Annotated in this window: 17 protein-coding genes; 7 read left to right on the forward strand and 10 right to left on the reverse strand. The window is 59.5% G+C overall.

All coding sequences use genetic code 11. The features are described 5' to 3' along the window. Positions 1-76: 76 nt before the first annotated feature. Genes ACMXYH_RS16335 through gnd form a run of 3 tightly spaced genes read right to left on the reverse strand, consistent with a single transcriptional unit; the run spans position 77 to position 3404 of the window. Positions 77-907: an HAD family hydrolase gene (locus ACMXYH_RS16335; RefSeq protein ID WP_415764134.1), complete on the reverse strand. Its 831-nt coding sequence runs from the start codon at positions 905-907 to the stop codon at positions 77-79. Then, positions 904-2427 carry a glucose-6-phosphate dehydrogenase gene (zwf, locus tag ACMXYH_RS16340; protein WP_415764135.1) on the reverse strand — a complete coding sequence of 508 codons (1524 nt, stop codon included), beginning with the start codon at positions 2425-2427 and terminating at the stop codon, positions 904-906. Before zwf ends, ACMXYH_RS16335 begins: the two co-directional genes overlap by 4 nt. Beyond that, a complete protein-coding gene (gene gnd / locus ACMXYH_RS16345; RefSeq protein WP_415764136.1) occupies positions 2424-3404 on the reverse strand; it encodes a phosphogluconate dehydrogenase (NAD(+)-dependent, decarboxylating) in 981 nt (326 codons plus the stop codon). The genes zwf and gnd overlap by 4 nt, the downstream gene beginning before the upstream one ends. A gap of 270 nt (positions 3405-3674) precedes the next feature. Here gnd and ACMXYH_RS16350 point away from each other — a divergent pair, with 270 nt between their 5' ends. The 3 genes from ACMXYH_RS16350 (at position 3675) to ACMXYH_RS16360 (ending at position 6591) form a co-directional block, all read left to right on the forward strand. Next, the gene (locus ACMXYH_RS16350) at positions 3675-3857 is read left to right on the forward strand and encodes a DUF6026 family protein (protein ID WP_056739988.1); all 183 of its coding nucleotides are present in this window, start codon (positions 3675-3677) and stop codon (positions 3855-3857) included. Positions 3858-4050: 193 nt separating this feature from the next. Next, on the forward strand, positions 4051-6288 hold the full coding sequence (locus tag ACMXYH_RS16355) for a TonB-dependent siderophore receptor (RefSeq protein WP_415764137.1): 2238 nt from the start codon (positions 4051-4053) through the stop codon (positions 6286-6288). A gap of 96 nt (positions 6289-6384) precedes the next feature. Continuing rightward, a complete protein-coding gene (locus tag ACMXYH_RS16360; RefSeq protein WP_415764138.1) occupies positions 6385-6591 on the forward strand; it encodes a hypothetical protein in 207 nt (68 codons plus the stop codon). A 48-nt stretch (positions 6592-6639) separates the two neighbouring features. Here ACMXYH_RS16360 and ACMXYH_RS16365 read toward each other — a convergent pair whose 3' ends face one another. The 5 genes from ACMXYH_RS16365 to ACMXYH_RS16385 all read right to left on the reverse strand — a co-directional run bounded on the left by ACMXYH_RS16365 (position 6640) and on the right by ACMXYH_RS16385 (position 10098). Continuing rightward, the gene (locus ACMXYH_RS16365; RefSeq protein WP_129444379.1) at positions 6640-7131 is read right to left on the reverse strand and encodes a GNAT family N-acetyltransferase; all 492 of its coding nucleotides are present in this window, start codon (positions 7129-7131) and stop codon (positions 6640-6642) included. Positions 7132-7244: 113 nt separating this feature from the next. Beyond that, complete coding sequence (locus ACMXYH_RS16370) at positions 7245-7826, reverse strand: DinB family protein (RefSeq protein WP_415764139.1); 582 nt, start codon at positions 7824-7826, stop codon at positions 7245-7247. A gap of 16 nt (positions 7827-7842) precedes the next feature. Then, positions 7843-8961 carry a cell division protein ZapE gene (gene zapE / locus ACMXYH_RS16375; RefSeq protein ID WP_415764140.1) on the reverse strand — a complete coding sequence of 373 codons (1119 nt, stop codon included), beginning with the start codon at positions 8959-8961 and terminating at the stop codon, positions 7843-7845. A 26-nt stretch (positions 8962-8987) separates the two neighbouring features. After that, complete coding sequence (locus ACMXYH_RS16380) at positions 8988-9329, reverse strand: nuclear transport factor 2 family protein (RefSeq protein ID WP_008069241.1); 342 nt, start codon at positions 9327-9329, stop codon at positions 8988-8990. A gap of 52 nt (positions 9330-9381) precedes the next feature. Then, complete coding sequence (locus ACMXYH_RS16385) at positions 9382-10098, reverse strand: helix-turn-helix transcriptional regulator (protein WP_415764141.1); 717 nt, start codon at positions 10096-10098, stop codon at positions 9382-9384. A gap of 114 nt (positions 10099-10212) precedes the next feature. Here ACMXYH_RS16385 and ACMXYH_RS16390 point away from each other — a divergent pair, with 114 nt between their 5' ends. Next, positions 10213-10350 carry a hypothetical protein gene (locus tag ACMXYH_RS16390; protein ID WP_165353213.1) on the forward strand — a complete coding sequence of 46 codons (138 nt, stop codon included), beginning with the start codon at positions 10213-10215 and terminating at the stop codon, positions 10348-10350. A 135-nt stretch (positions 10351-10485) separates the two neighbouring features. Here the strand turns inward: ACMXYH_RS16390 and speB are convergent, their stop codons facing one another. Continuing rightward, a complete protein-coding gene (gene speB, locus ACMXYH_RS16395; RefSeq protein ID WP_129444387.1) occupies positions 10486-11445 on the reverse strand; it encodes an agmatinase in 960 nt (319 codons plus the stop codon). A gap of 13 nt (positions 11446-11458) precedes the next feature. Then, the gene (locus ACMXYH_RS16400) at positions 11459-12550 is read right to left on the reverse strand and encodes a polyamine ABC transporter substrate-binding protein (protein WP_415764142.1); all 1092 of its coding nucleotides are present in this window, start codon (positions 12548-12550) and stop codon (positions 11459-11461) included. Positions 12551-12651: 101 nt separating this feature from the next. On the opposite strand from ACMXYH_RS16400, the gene ACMXYH_RS16405 reads away from it, so the two are divergent. The 3 genes from ACMXYH_RS16405 to ACMXYH_RS16415 all read left to right on the forward strand — a co-directional run bounded on the left by ACMXYH_RS16405 (position 12652) and on the right by ACMXYH_RS16415 (position 15720). Next, positions 12652-13545: a LysR family transcriptional regulator gene (locus tag ACMXYH_RS16405; RefSeq protein ID WP_415764143.1), complete on the forward strand. Its 894-nt coding sequence runs from the start codon at positions 12652-12654 to the stop codon at positions 13543-13545. A 171-nt stretch (positions 13546-13716) separates the two neighbouring features. After that, positions 13717-15189, forward strand: a complete 1473-nt coding sequence (locus ACMXYH_RS16410) for a nucleobase:cation symporter-2 family protein (protein WP_415764144.1) — start codon at positions 13717-13719, stop codon at positions 15187-15189. A 57-nt stretch (positions 15190-15246) separates the two neighbouring features. Beyond that, on the forward strand, positions 15247-15720 hold the full coding sequence (locus tag ACMXYH_RS16415; RefSeq protein WP_134420050.1) for an LEA type 2 family protein: 474 nt from the start codon (positions 15247-15249) through the stop codon (positions 15718-15720). Positions 15721-15784 lie beyond the last annotated feature (64 nt).

A 15784-nucleotide genomic window follows, 5' to 3' on the forward strand; every position in this document is an offset into this window, starting at 1 on the left:
GCGATAGCGGTCTGTCATTCAACAATGATGATGGCTGACATGGCGTCATCGCGAGCAAGCTCGCTCCCACAGGGTTCTACGTTGATTTTCGAGGGAGGATGTAGCGCTCGATCGCCTGGGCCGCACCGTCCTCGGTATTGGCGCCCGTCACCACGTCTGCCTGGCGCTTCACTGCCTCTTCCGACTGCCCCATGGCGATCGACAAGCCTGCGCGGTGAAACATCGCCGGGTCGTTGCCGCCATCGCCCAGCGCCGCGGTCTGCTCCAGCGGCACGCCGAGAAATTCGGCCAGTGTCGCCAGTGCTGCACCCTTGTTGGCTTGCATCGCGGTCACGTCCAGATAAATCGGCTGTGAACGGGAGACCTGTGCCTGGCCTTCCACTTTGGGCAGCAGGAGCGCTTCAAGCTCAATCAACAACTGCGTGTTGTTGCTGGTGGCGACGATCTTGTCGATGCGTTCCAGGTACGGCTCAAAACTCTCGACCACCACTGGCGGATAACCCAGGCCGTGCTGTTCACGAGGCACCATTGGGCCGTTCGGATCTTTCAGCAACCAGTCGCCACCACTGAACACCCAGATTTCGATGTCCGGCCGGTCGGCAAACAGCGCCAATGCCGTCAGCGCCGCCGTTGCCGGCAAGTAATGCGCGACCAGCAAACTGCCGTCCGGATTGACGATGGTGCCGCCATTGAAGGCTGCCGTCGGCAGGTCGACGCCCAGGGCTTCAATCTGCTGCAACATGGCTTTGGGTGGACGACCGGTGGCCAGGCTGAAGAGCACGCCTGCTTCGCGCAAGGAGCGGACCGCTGAGAGGGTGCGTTGACTGAGGCTGTGATCGGGCAGCAACAAGGTGCCGTCCATATCACTGAGTAAAAAACGGATGGGAGGCTGCGGTGCGTCGCTCATCCGAGGCCGTGCCAGACGCGACCGTCGCGGGTCAGGAGATCTTCTGCAGCCTGCGGGCCGTCTTCGCCAGCGGCATAGCTCTGCACGCTCGCGTCCTGCTGCCAGGCATCGAGGAAAGGCTGCACGGCGCGCCAGCCGTTCTCGATGTTGTCGGCGCGCTGAAACAGCGTCTGATCGCCGGTCAGGCAATCGTAGATCAGGGTTTCATAGCCGGTGGACGGCTGCATTTCAAAGAAATCCTTGTAGGCAAAGCCCAGTTCGATATTGGCCATTTTCAAGGCCGGACCGGGCCGTTTGGCCAGCAGATCGAACCACATGCCTTCGTTAGGCTGAATCTGGATTCGCAGATAGGTCGGTTGCAGCTCATCGACCTCGGTATCGCGGAACTGCGCATACGGCGCCGGTTTGAAGCAAATGACAATCTCGGTGTCGCGCACGCTCATGCGCTTGCCGGTGCGCAAGTAAAACGGCACGCCGACCCAGCGCCAGTTGTCGATCATGACTTTCAGCGCGACGTAGGTTTCGGTATTGCTGTCGGGCGCCACGTTGTTTTCCTGGCGATAACCCGGCAACGGCTTGCCATCGATTTCGCCGGGCGCGTATTGGCCGCGCACGGAGTTGGCCAGTGCTTCCTCGACCGACCAGGGGCGAATCGCACCGACCACCTTGGCTTTCTCGCCGCGTACCGCATCGGCGCCAAAAGCGGCCGGCGGCTCCATTGCGACCATCGCCAGCAATTGGAACAGGTGATTGGGCACCATGTCCCGCAAGGCGCCGGTGTGTTCATAAAAACTGCCACGGGTCTCCACGCCGACGGTTTCGGCGGCGGTGATTTGTACGTGGTCGATGTAGTGATTGTTCCAGAACGCTTCAAACAGGCTGTTGGAAAACCGGCTGATCAAAATGTTCTGCACGGTTTCCTTGCCCAGATAGTGATCGATCCGGTAGATCTGGTTTTCCGTCATCACCTTGAGCAAACAAGCGTTCAAGGCTTCGGCAGTATGCAGATCGGAACCGAAGGGTTTTTCGATCACTACCCTTCTGAACGCTTCTGGCGACTCTTGCAGCAAGCCGGCGGCGCCGAGACGACGCACCACTTCGCTGAAGAAACGTGGCGCAGTGGCCAGGTAGAAGACGGCGTTGCCGGTGCCGCTGGCGGCGATTTTCGCCGCCAGGGCTTGATAGGTGCTGTCGTCCAGGAAGTCGCCCTGGACGTAGCTGATGCCTTTGGCCAACTTGGCCCACAAGTCCGGGTCAAGGGCTTGATCGCCCTTGCCGACCTTGGCGGCCACTTCGGCTCGAATGAAGTCTTCGAGTTTTTTCGCAAAGGCTTCATCGGTGATGGCGTTGTGGTCGACGCCGATGATCCGCAGTCCATCCCCAAGCAGACCGTCACGACTCAGGTTGTACAGCGCCGGCATCAGCAGACGCTTGACCAGGTCACCATGGGCACCGAACAGGAACAGCGTGGTCGGTGGTGCGGGTTCTGCCTTGGATTTATTGCGGATCAAGCGGGTCATTTTTTCGCAGTCTCCACATGGCCGCCGAAGCCGAAGCGCTGGGCCGAGAGAATCTTGTCGCCAAAGGTGCCTTGCCCGCGCGAACGGTAGCGGGAGAACAGCGAGTTCGACAGCACCGGTACAGGCACCGATTGCTCCATGGCGGCTTCGATGGTCCAGCGACCTTCACCACTGTCAGCCACTTCACCTGTGTAACCGTCGAGTTTCGGATCGCTGGCCAGCGCGTCGGCGGTCAGGTCGAGCAACCAGGACGACACGACGCTGCCACGACGCCAGACTTCGGCGATGTCGCCGACGTTAAGGTCAAAACGCTGATCTTCCGGCAGGTTGGTGCTGGCCTTGGTCTTGAGGATGTCGAAGCCTTCAGCGAAGGCCTGCATCATTCCGTATTCAATGCCGTTGTGGATCATTTTCACGAAATGGCCCGAACCGGCCGGGCCTGCGTGGATGTAACCGCGTTCGGCACGATCGTCTTCGGACTTGCGGTCCTTGGTCCGAGGAATGTCGCCCAGGCCCGGTGCAAGGCTTTCGAACAGCGGATCAAGGCGTTTAACCACCTCGGCTTCGCCACCGATCATCATGCAGTAGCCCCGCTCCAGGCCCCAGACGCCTCCGGAGGTGCCGACGTCGACGTAGTGCAGGCCTTTTTCCGACAGGGTTTTCGCCCGGCGGATATCGTCCTTATAGAAGGTGTTGCCGCCGTCGATGATGGTATCGCCAGCTTCGAGCAAGGTGCTCAGGGTGTTGATGGTGTCTTCGGTCGGTGCGCCGGCCGGCAGCATGACCCACACCGCACGTGGCTTGGCCAGGCCAGCGACCAGCGCCGGCAGGTCGATGACGCCAGAGGCGCCCTCTGCGGCCAGGGTGTCGACAAAGGCGGTATTGCGATCGTAAACAACGGTGGTATGACCGTTAAGCATCAGGCGCCGCGCAATATTACCGCCCATGCGGCCCAGTCCAATAATCCCGAGTTGCATGTGCTGATGCTCCCTACTACAAATAATGTGTGTCAAAGGTTATAGCCCAACGCGACTCATTCGACTTAGTCCAGCGTTGGGGCACATAGTTTCCGGGCATTGTGCCCGATCCAGATTGATAACGTCGGTAATCGCGCCGAAGACACAACGACCATAAAAAATAAAAAAGTTCCCTTCCGGGGCAAAAGAAATCAAAATCGCAGCCGATAGTAAATAAGCACCGATGTCGGGGCGGATTTACAGTTGAGACAGCCATTTGCGAGGTGAGCAATGGGCACAGTACACGCAGCACTGCCAGCACAAACCCTTTACGTCACGATCCGTCGCGATGAATTGCGCCAGTTGAAAGACGAGCGCGACCAGTTGAAGCAGGAGCTCGCGCAATTGCGCTTGTTGACACAAAGCAATCAGGCCCAGCCTTTGCCCGTCACTCACCGTGTGCCTCACGCCTGATCCCCTCGCTTGATTCGGAAGCAGCCCAGTGCTGTTTCCGACCTGCCATCCCCCTTTCCCTACGCCATTGCGCGACTGCTCTGTCAGACACCCCCAAAGATAATAACTATTCTCGTTTAGAGCTAAATCCCGCCTCTCCCCTTCGTCTTTTAACAAACGGAATTTTTTCTTCGAAGACAAGGAGTCGGCTGCGATGTTCGCGCCTATCACCCGTTCCATGACTTTTACCCTGGGCCTGTGCAGTGCCGCCCTGTGCCCCGACTTGCTGGCTGAAACCGGCCCTGACAAAGAGCCTGGCCGCACCCTCGAACTGGGCGCCACCAATGTCACCGCCCAAGGCTTGGGCAGCACCACCGAAAACACCGAGTCATACACCACCGGCGCCATGAGCACTGCGACGCGCTTGAACCTGTCGATCAAGGAAACACCGCAATCGGTGTCCGTGGTCACGCGTCAGCAAATGGACGATTTCAAACTCGGTACGCTTTCCGAAGCCATGGGCCAGACCACCGGCGTGGTGGTTCAGCACAACGATTCGGATCGGGTCAGTTATTCGTCCCGGGGTTACACGATCAGAAATTTCCAGGTCGATGGCATGCTGAACACCTTCAGCTACATGAAGTCCGACTCGGACACCATCATCTACGACCGCATCGAAGTGGTTCGCGGAGCAACCGGCCTGACCACTGGCGCCGGAGACCCTTCGGCCACCATCAACATGGTGCGTAAACGGCCGACGTCGCAGTGGGAAGTCCAAACCGGGGCCAGCGGTGGTAGTTATGACGACTACTACAGTTATCTGGATGTCGGAGGCCCAATGGCTTTCGACGGACGCCTGCGCGGACGCAGCGTGCTGGCCTATCGCGACAGCCATTCGTTCCGCGACAAGTACCAGCAACAACGTGAAGTCGGCTACGGGATTCTTGAAGCCGATTTGACCGATGACACCGTATTGGCGGTGGGTTACGACTATCAGAACAAACACGTCCAGGGCTCCTCCTATGGCACCACGCCCTATTGGAACGCTGACGGAGGCAAAGCGAACCTGGGACGCTCCACCAACATGGCCACGTCCTGGAGTTCCTGGCCGTTAAAGGACAAGACAGCGTTCGCCACTCTGGACCAACAACTGGGCGCCGGCTGGCACTTCAAAGCAGCCTACACGCACCGCGAAAGCGATACGGACGGCAAGTTGTATTACGGCGGTGGCGGCTTCCCGAATGAGGACCGCAGTGGCATGAGCGCCTACTTGGGCCATATGCTCGGGACGCAGAAAATGAAGGCTTACGACTTTAACGTGGCAGGCCCCTACTCGCTGTTCGGTCGGGAACACGAAATGATGTTCGGGTATGGCGAGGCCGAACGCCGCGAAGAAAGTCCCTACCTGGTTGAGGGCGCACAGCCGTCGGGTTACTTGAACATCCCCGACTGGAAGTACATGGGCGGCATCGCCAAGTATCCCGACACCGTCACCCACCTTTCAGGTTCAAAAAACAATACCCGCCAGAAGGCTGGCTATCTGGCCACTCGCCTGAGCCTGACGGATGACCTGCACGCGGTGCTCGGCAGTCGTTATGGCAGTTGGAAAGCTTCGAGCACGACCAACAGCTACGACGACAACCTGCAGTTGAGCAGCGTCGATGCCACCCGTCAGGAACACAACGACATGTGGACGCCCTACGCCGGGCTGCTCTACGACCTCACCCCCGAATACACGGCGTACATCAGCTACACCGACATCTTCAACCCGCAAGACAACCGCGACAGCCATCGCAAATACCTCAAGCCAGTGGTGGGCAGCAACTATGAACTGGGCCTCAAGGGCAGCCTGCTTGAAGAACGTCTGAACCTCGCCACCGCGTTGTTCTGGAGCAAGCAGGACAACGTTGCCGAACGCGACGACTCGGTACCGCCGGACCCGGTGACCGGCGAGGAGTTCTTCAAGTCAGGCGGCAAAGGCAACAAGGTTCAGGGCTTCGAAGTCGAGGTCTCTGGCGAGGTCATGGCCGGCTGGAATATAACGGCCGGCTACACCTACACCCACTCGGCCAATGGCGAGAAGAAACGCGCCAATACCAACCAGCCGCTGAATATGTTCCGGCTCTCCACGGCCTATCGCCTGCCCGGCGACTGGCAGGCACTGACCGTGGGTGGCGCGGTGAACTGGCAGAGTGACGTCTTTGGCAACTCGAAACGCCCGGACGGACGCAACGCAGATGGCACGCTGATCACCGAAAGCGCAAAGATCCGGCAGGAGGCCTACACCGTGGTCAAACTGATGTCGCGTTATGAGGTCGACAAGCACGTGTCGGCCTCGCTGAACGTCGATAACCTGTTCGACAAAAAGTATTACGACAACGTCGGGTTCTATAACGGTGTGTTTTGGGGTGACCCGCGCACGGTGACCCTGAGCCTGGACTGGAAGCTCTAGACGCAGGTAATTCCCATTTAACGGAATCGGCGGATAATGTCCCTTCGACATTGCTTCATGGAAGAAAGGACCCGACAACTCGTAGTGGGGCACACCATGAAACGTACAACCATGATCCTCGCCGGCCTGATGATGCTCAGTTCAACCGCTGCATTGGCCGAAGGTGGCGCTGAACGCATGCGGTACTACTTTGAGAGCCTGCGGCTCAGCCAAGAGGCAAATCAAAGTAACGCCAGCAACACCGCTGAAATCAGGGTTCCGGATGATCAAACTGCGCAAGTGACAGAGCACTACAAACCGTAACGACAAAGGGCGTCCTGATGGACGCCCTTTTTCTTTGCTCGTAATACCTTAAAGCGCCTTGGTCCAGAACAGCATCCGACCGTGCGCCGGGTCGAACATGCCTGCAGCAAAACCGAACTTGCCATAGGAAGCCTGGGCGACTGCATTACCTTCCAGCACCTCCAGTGTGATTTTGCAGCAACCGCGCTGGCGAGCGATGTCCTCGACCTTTTGCAGCATCTTCTGGCTCAACCCCAAGCCGCGAAACTTCTTCACCACCACCACATCGTGCACATTGACCAACGGCCGACAGGCGAAGGTCGAGAAACCTTCAAAGCAATTGACCAGTCCGGCCGGCTCGCCACCGACAAAGGCCAGAACGCTGAACGCGTGGGGACGCTTGGCCAGTTCCGCCGGCAGTTGCTTCAACAAGTCGGCGGGCAACGAGTGGCCGCCACCCATCGGGTCTTCGGCGTAAGCATTCAGCACCAGTCCAATAGCCTCGGCATGCACCGGATTGGTATAGCTGGCCTGAAGTACAAGAATTTCTGCGGATTCCATTTCCACCCTCGTTCACACATTAAGTTGCCCCAGTGCATCTCGCACTGAAGGGCCGACCGACAATATCGCGGGCACAGCCGTGTCGACAACCCGATCCTGCTGTAATTTTTCGCTCAAGCGCCCCAGATCAGCGCCTCGGTCCACCCCAGCTCGGCAAAATCCTCAGCCCTCAGGCCTGACTCACCAGCACAGAAAAACTCGTCCAGTTGCGGTGGTTTGACCGAGGTACCGCTGAGCATGGCGTGAACCTGCCCGCGATGATGAATCTGGTGTTCGAACAGATGGGAGAGCATGCGTACGCGGCTCTCATGTTGCGGCGTGTCCCGGGCGATGGTCACGATCTTGCCGAGGTCGGCGTCGCGCATTTGCTCGCAGTAGGCGATCAGTCGACGGTCCACCAGCGCTTGTTCGCGCTTGAGGTGTACCGCTTGCGTAAACGGCTCGTCCTGATTGAAAAACACGTAGCAGTCGGGATGCGGATCGTCGCCGCGCAACTCCCGCTCCAGCGCATCCACGTAAAACCAGTCGCAGGTCAGGATGTGATTGAGGGTCGCGCGCAGACTGGGAAAGAAGCTGACCCGCAGTGCCGCCAGATCGGCCGGGCTCAACTGGCTCCAGGTCTTGGCGAGTCGATGATTGGCCCAAGCGTTTTGATAGGCCATGGTCAGCAGATGGTGCGACAAAGGCTGATTCATGTTCGCGGCTCCTTGTTCAAGCTTCGGCGAAACGTTGCAGCTGCATTTCCTGTAAACGGCTGAGGGTGCGGCGGAATGGAAACTCCAGATAGCCCTCGGTGTACAACGATTCCATGGGCACCTGCGCTTCGAGGCACAGCGGCACCTTGCGGTCGTAGCACTCGTCCACCAGGGCGATGAAACGCCGTACACCGTCGTCATGCACCGACAATTGCGGCAGCTCGCGATCACCCGCCACCACCCGTTCGACGCCGTCTTCAGTGCCTCGGGCGATGCGCCCTTCGCGCTTTTGCGCGCTAAGGTTGGGCACGTCACTCAACAGAATAGCGCTGAAGGTGTCGCACAGGGCGATGAAATCCATGGCGGCAAAAGGCTGTTCACAGAGATCGGCGTAACGAGTCCAGAGTACGGTTGGGCTGGCCTGCACGACATTGAGTGGGCGGTAGCCCACCTTGATTGGGTCACTGGACACCGACTGGCCGACGGTCAATGCCTTGAACACTTCTCCCAGAGCGCTGGGTTGCCCCGGTGCCGCCACCCAGTAACGTTGCAAACCTTTGCCGGGGTGCAGGCGATGATCTTCGCCGCCATCCACCGCAATCACCTGCATATGTTTCTTGATGGCCTCGATGGCGGGCACGAACCGGTCGCGATTGAAACCATCGGCGTACAGCTGGTCCGGTGGCTGATTGGAGGTGCAGACCACCACCACGCCCTGCTCGAACATCACCTGAAACAAACGCCCGAGAATGATCGCGTCGCCGATGTCGTTAACGAACAATTCGTCAAAGCACAGGACCCGCACTTCCTCGCTCAGTTCGCGAGCCAGCGCCTTCAACGGGTCGGCGGTGCCGGTCAGCTGAAACGAACGCTGATGCACCCAGCCCATAAAGTGGTGAAAGTGTTGGCGGCGGGCCGGGACCTTCAGGCTTTGGTAAAACTGGTCCATCAACCAGGTTTTGCCGCGCCCGACCGGGCCCCAGAGGTACACGCCAGTGATCGGCGTGTGCCCTTCATGCAGCGCTTCGTAGCATTTCTGCAGCGCCCACACGGCATGCTCCTGGGCTTCGTCCTGGACGAAGCCCTTCTGTTCGATGGCGTGTTGCCAGGCGCTTAAGGGGGAGTCGACATTCATGCGCGGCAGTATGCCACGCGGTCTGGTTAGAGAGAGATGTCTAGCCGGGCAATCTTGCCCTGTTCATTCAGGCGAAACATGTAGCGCAATTCCAGAGGGCTGCCCGGAAACGTTCCGGAGATCAGGTTATGCACCAGCACTTTGCCGGTGCGCAGTTGCACGTCGAGCACTTCGACCCGTGGCTGGTAACGCTGGGCGGTGTCTTGCATCCATTGCGCGATGGCGTGAGTGCCGACCTGGTGCTGGCCTTCATCGAACACATTGGCATCCTCAGCGAAAAAACTGGCGACCCGCGAGGTGTCGCGGGCATTGGCCGCAGCGATATAGGCGGCGATGGCGGGTGCCAGTGAAGAGGCGGGATTGGACATGGTTACGGCTCCTTGTTTGTTGATTCTGGAGCCATGCTAAGACAAGCCTGTGTCAGTTCTTGTCAGGAGTGAAGCGCCCGGCTTCGTCCAGTTGCATCTGCTTGCGCCAGGTGCGCAGCAGGTCGCTGCGCCGCCCCGGATAACGCTCGCCCTGCTCGTTCGCTGCCGAGATCCGGTCAGTGCGAAAGGTGCGATAGGCGCTGCGCAATTCACACCAGGCGACGATGATTCGCACCTCGTTTAGAAACCCCAGGGCCAGCGGCCAGATCAGCCGTTGACTGGGCACCTGATTGACGTCCGCATAATCGATGTGCAGCTTGATCTGATCGCGGATGGCCTGGCGAAACACATTCAGTGGCACCGCGTTGGGCGCAAAGCCATAGCCGGGCGGCCCCGGCAACACCGTCGGGTTGCGTAACGCGTCCAGCGCTTCAGGCGCCAATACCGCAGCAATCTTGGCCAACGCATCCGCCGCAGCCTTGCTCAACACCTCATCGCCGCGCTGATCCACATAGCGCAACCCCAGCACGATGGCTTCGGTTTCATCGGCGTTGAGCATCAACGGCGGCAGAAACAAACCGCTGCGCAGCACGTAGCCGATCCCCGCTTCGCCGTAGATTGGCGCGCCAAGGGCTGTGAGTTCGGCGATGTCGCGGTACAGCGTACGCTCGGAAATCTCCAATTCGCCAGCAAGTGTTGCCGCGGTCACTGGACGACTTTTGCCACGCAGCACTTGCAACAAGGTCAGTAAACGAGTGGTACGCGACACGATCGGCAGGCTCTGTCCGTAAAAGTTGTCGGAGCTTAGCAGAGGACCCTGTCAGAAAGTGGCAGTAGCGATGACGCCGATGGTCGGCCTTTCTCTTGCGAACGGGAAAGCGCCTTGACGGCCGTTGCCGCGGAACTGGGCGCGGCGGGGCATATTCGACTGGGGTTGGTGGTGGATCAGCTGAAGCTGGCGGATGCGTGCCAGCGGATTGCGTTGTGTGCGGCGGACCTTCTGGAGACGCGTCGGGCCTGAAGTTGTGCTGGCTTTGATGGCCCATGCGCAAGACACAAGCGGGCTTGCTCGCGAAAGCGGACTGACATTCAGCTTAAATGTTGAATGTTATGTCCCCTTCGCGAGCAAGCCCGCTCCCACAGTTTTGACCGTGTGTTACCGGTCGACCTTATGTTTAGCTGCATACAAACACAGCATTTCCATCGCCAACGTCGCCGCCGCCAGTGAGGTAATGTCCGCACTGTCGTAGGCCGGCGCCACTTCCACGACGTCCATTCCCACCAGATTAATCCCGCGCAAGCCACCCAGGATTTCCAGCGCCTGCACCGTGCTCAAGCCGCCGCACACCGGCGTCCCGGTGCCTGGAGCGAAGGCCGGATCGAGGCAGTCGATGTCGAACGTCAGGTACACCGGGTTATCACCGACCCGCGCCCGAATGGCCTCGACAATCGCATCAACACCACGTCGATGCACTTGTCGCGCATCCAGCACCTGGAAACCCTGGTGATCATCATTGGTGGTGCGCAAGCCGATCTGCACCGAACGCGACGGATCCACCAACCCTTCCTTGGCCGCGTGCCAGAACATCGTGCCGTGATCGACGCGCTTGCCGTCTTCGTCCGGCCAGGTGTCACTGTGGGCATCGAAGTGGATCAACGACAGTGGACCATGTTTACGCGCATGGGCCTTGAGCAGCGGATACGTGATGAAGTGATCCCCGCCGAACGTCAGCATCGCGCTACCGGCGTTGAGTATGTGTTCGGCATGGGCTTCGATGCTTTCCGGCACCGAATGCGGTGTGCCGTAATCGAAGTCGCAATCGCCGTAGTCGATGACCGCCAGGTGGTCGAACGGGTCGAAGGCCCACGGCCAGTGACGTTCCCAGGCAATCCCGGTGGACGCGGCACGAATGCCCCGTGGTCCGAAACGCGCTCCGGGGCGGTTGCTGGTGGCAGTGTCGAACGGGACACCGCTGACCGCTACGTCAACGCCGCGCAAGTCGCGACTGTAGCGACGACGCATGAAACTGGTGATACCGGCGTAGGTACTTTCGGCGGCGGTGCCATAGAGGCTGTCGCGGGTCATGGCCTGATCGTTTTGCATCGGGACGTCCATCTCAGGTTCCTTATTATTGGCGGCTACGGAAAGTGGTCCACAAGCGAGTGCGTTGACGCATGTCCTTGAGGCTCATGCTGCGGTCGGCGTACAGCCGGTCACGCACGTCGGCGGGTGGGTAAATGTCCGGGTCGGTGCGCACGGCCTCATCCACCAGCGGCGTGGCGGCCTGGTTGGCGGTGGCAAAGAACAAGGTGTTGGTCAGTGCCGCGACGGACTCCGGACGCAACATGAATTCAATGAACTGGCGTGCGGCTTCGGGATGGGGCGCGTCCTTGGGGATCGCCAGGTTGTCCTGCCACACGATCGTGCCTTCCTTGGGAATCCGGTAGGCGATTTCATAGGGTTTGTTGGCCTTGCGCGCCTGATCGGCGGCCATGCTCGCGTCACCGTTATAGGCCAGGGCCAAACAGACACTGCCGTTGGCCAGATCATTGATCTGTCGGCCACTGGCGACGTACAACACGTTAGGCTGCAACTGATGCAGCAACGCTTGCGCCGCGTCCAGGTCGTTCTTATCCGTGCTGTAGGGATCTTTACCCAGATAGTGCAACGCCAGACCGATCACCTCCTGCGGCGAGTCAATGATCGCGATGCCACAGTCCTTCAGTTTGCTGGCGTACTCCGGTTTGAACAGCAGGTCCAGGCTGTTGAGCGGCACGTTCGGCAAGCGTTTTTGCACCGCTTCGACATTCATCCCAAGCCCCAGCGTGCCCCAGGTATAGGGCACACCGTAGAGATTGCCCGGGTCGACCGCGGCGAGTTTTTCCAACAGATCCGGATCAAGGTTGGCGTAGCCCTTCAGGCCTTCGTGAGGAATGGCCTTCAGCGCACCGGCCGCCAAGCCACGGGCCAGCACGCTGGACGATGGCACTACCACGTCATAGCCGCTGCCACCGGTGAGCAGTTTGGTTTCGAGCACTTCCGGCGCGTCGAACGTGTCGTAACGTACGTGAATGCCGGTTTCCTGCTCGAACCGCTGCAAGGTTTCCGGCGCTACATAATCGGCCCAACTGTAGAGATTGACGACTTTTTCCTCGGCCTGAGCCGATACGGCCATGGCGAGAAACAGCGCGGGGAAACACAGTTTGAAGGTGGGAGCCATGACGAACACCTGACCAAAGGAAGTGGATGCAGAATGCGTCGTCGGATACATTGGTGAAATATTAAGTTTGTTATCCTGACTTTATCCCGGAGTAATGTTTGATGCTCGGCCAACTCCATGATCTCGATCTGCAACTGTTGCGCCTGTTCGTCAACGTGGTGGAGTGCGGCGGTTTCAGCGCGGCTCAGGGTGAGTTGGGCTTGAGCCAGTCGAGCATCAGCCAGCAAATGGCCAAACTGGAAACCCGACTCGGCTATCGCCTGTGCAGTCGCGGCAAGGGTGGTTTCAAGATCACGCCCAAGGGTGAACAACTGCTCAACGCGACTCGTAGCCTGTTCGAGTCCATCGAAGCCTTCCGCCACCAATCCAATGGTGTGGCCGGGCGTTTGATCGGCGAGGTTCGTCTGGGGCTGTCCGAAGCACTCGATCAATCCGTGCTGCAACGGGTGGCCGATGCGATCCGGCGCTTTCGTGAACGGGACGAGTCGGTACGTATCGAGTTGATCAGCGCCATGCCCGGCGAAATGGAACGGTTGCTGCTGCAACAACGACTGGACCTGGCGATCGGCTATTTCTCACAAGTGCAAAGCGCTTTTGACTACCGCGAACTGTTTACCGAAACCCAGCACCTGTATTGCGCCCCCGGCCATCCGCTGTTCACCGACGATGCGCCTGATGATCTAGCGCTACAGGCTTGTGATCGGGTCGATCACCCTTACCGTTTCCTGCGCAGCGACGAGCCCTTCCAGGGGAAGATGTGTTCGGCGCGCTCGGAGCAAGTCGAAGGCACCCTCGCCTTCATTCTCTCCGGCAAGCATGTCGGTTATTTGCCCGAACACTTTGCCCTGAGCTGGGAAGACAAGGAATTGCTGCGCGCCGTGCGTCGTGGCGATATGAGTTTCGACGTGGCATTCCATCTGGCCCGCCATCGCGCCCAGGTGCCGGGGGATGCGCAAAAAGCCTTTGAAGAGGATTTGTTGGCGGCGTTTGCCTGAAGGTCAAAAGATCGCAGCCTTCGGCAACTCCTACATGAGATTGGCGTAGGAGCTGCCGAAGGCTGCGATCTTTTGATCTTGCTTCGGTCGTTTTTTTGCCGTGGCCCGACCGTTCTGGCATCCTGCGCCTCCATTTTTTGACCCGGCCCGCCTTCTGGCATGCACACCACCATGACCGCCTCTGAAAAAGCCCCTGCCCCACGCAATAACGACCTGATTTACGGCCTCGACGATCGCCCGCATCTGACCGCCACCGTCTTCGCCGCCCTGCAACACGTACTCGCCAGTTTCGTCGGCATCATCACCCCGACCCTTATCATGGGGGGCGCCCTCGGCCTGCAAAGCGAAGTGCCGTACCTGATCAGCATGGCGCTGTTCGTCTCGGGGCTGGGCACGTTTGTTCAGGCACGACGTTTCGGCCCGATCGGTTCCGGCCTGCTGTGTCTGCAGGGCACCAGCTTCTCATTCATCAGCGTGATTCTCAGTGCCGGTTTCATGGTCAAGGCCCGGGGTGGCGGCACCGATGAAATCCTGTCGACGATCTTCGGTGTGTGCTTTTTCGCCGCCTTCATCGAAGTCGTGTTGAGCCAGTTCATCGGCAAGTTGCGGATGCTGATCACCCCGGTGGTGACCGGCACGATCATCACGCTGATGGGCCTGTCGCTGATCAAAGTCGCCATGACCGACATCGCCGGCGGCTTCGGTGCGGCGGACCTCGGCGCCGCCAGCCATCTGGCCCTGGCGGCCCTGGTGCTCGGAACGATTGTGGTGTTGAACCGGGTCGATGTGCCGTTCCTGCGCCTCGGTGCGATCGTCATCGGCCTGACCCTCGGCTATGTCGTGGCCTGGCTGATGGGTGACGTCAACTTCACCAGCCTGCCCGACGTACCGCTGATGAGCGTACCGGTGCCGTTCAAGTACGGCTTTAACTTCGATTGGGTGGCGTTTGTGCCAGTGGCGGTGATTTTCCTCGTGTCGCCGCTGGAAGCCGCCGGTGACTTGACCGCCAACTCGATGATTTCCCGGCAGCCCGTCAAAGGCCCGATCTACATCCGCCGGATCAAGTCCGGTCTGCTCGCCGACGGCCTCAACTCGGCCATGGCCGCCGTGTTCAACAGCATGCCGATGGTGACCTTCGCCCAGAACAACGGCGTGATTCAGCTCACCGGCGTGGCCAGCCGTTACGTGGCGTTCTTCATTGCCGGTTTGTTGGTGGTGCTGGGGTTGTTCCCGATGATCGGCGCGGTGCTGCAGCTGATGCCCAAACCGGTACTCGGTGGCGCTGAACTGGTGATGTTCGGCACCGTCGCCGTCGCCGGGATCAAGATCCTCGCCGAAGCCGGCCTGCACCGGCGCAACATGCTGATCGTGTCGATTTCCCTCGGCATGGGCCTGGGTGTTGCGGCGGTTCCGGAAGTGCTGCGCGAGTTGCCGAAGGCGCTGCACAACATCTTCGAATCGCCGATCACCGTCGGCGCGTTGTGCGCTATCGTGCTGAATATCTTCCTGCCCGAAGAGTTCATTGAGCTGGAGGAGGACGATTTCGATCCGGAAGCCTCGATCCTGCGGGTCATGGAAAACCCGGATGTCCCGGCCAAGGGTGAACCCGTCTCGCCTGCCGCTGTCGCACCCTTGAACCGCTAGAAAATGCTCGAGGCCGAGCCACTGGCGGTTCGGCCTTTTCTTTAAGAGAGCACGTTTATGCGCAGTGTCCACGCCGTTATCCTTTCCCTGCTTTTGCTCTCCCTGAGCGCCTGTGCCCTGTTCCCCAATCGCGACCCGCTGAACATCAACGTGGTCGGCTTCGAGCCGCTGCAAAGCCAGGACATGGAAGTACGCTTTGCCGTGAAAATACGCGTACAAAACCCCAACGAGACCACCATCAATTACAACGGCGTGGCCCTCGACCTGGAAGTCAACGGCCAGCCACTCGCCTCTGGCGTCAGCGATCAATCGGGCTCGATTGCACGCTTTTCCGAAACCGTGCTGACCGTTCCGGTAAGTGTTTCGGCGTTCTCCGTGCTGCGCCAGACCCTGGGCCTGAGCAAAACCCAAACCCTCGACAACCTGCCCTACGTCCTGCGCGGCAAACTCGCGGGCGGCTTGTTCGGCACGATGCGTTTCGTGGACAGTGGAAAACTCAGCCTGCCAACGTCGACGCCCGGCACCTGGTAAGTTCGATTCAAGGAGCGACAAAGAACATGGAAGCCACCCCCACGCTCTACACCGAACTCTATTC

The sequence above is a fragment of the Pseudomonas frigoris genome, from assembly GCF_047758635.1.
GTDB classification, from domain to species: Bacteria; Pseudomonadota; Gammaproteobacteria; order Pseudomonadales; family Pseudomonadaceae; genus Aquipseudomonas; species Aquipseudomonas frigoris.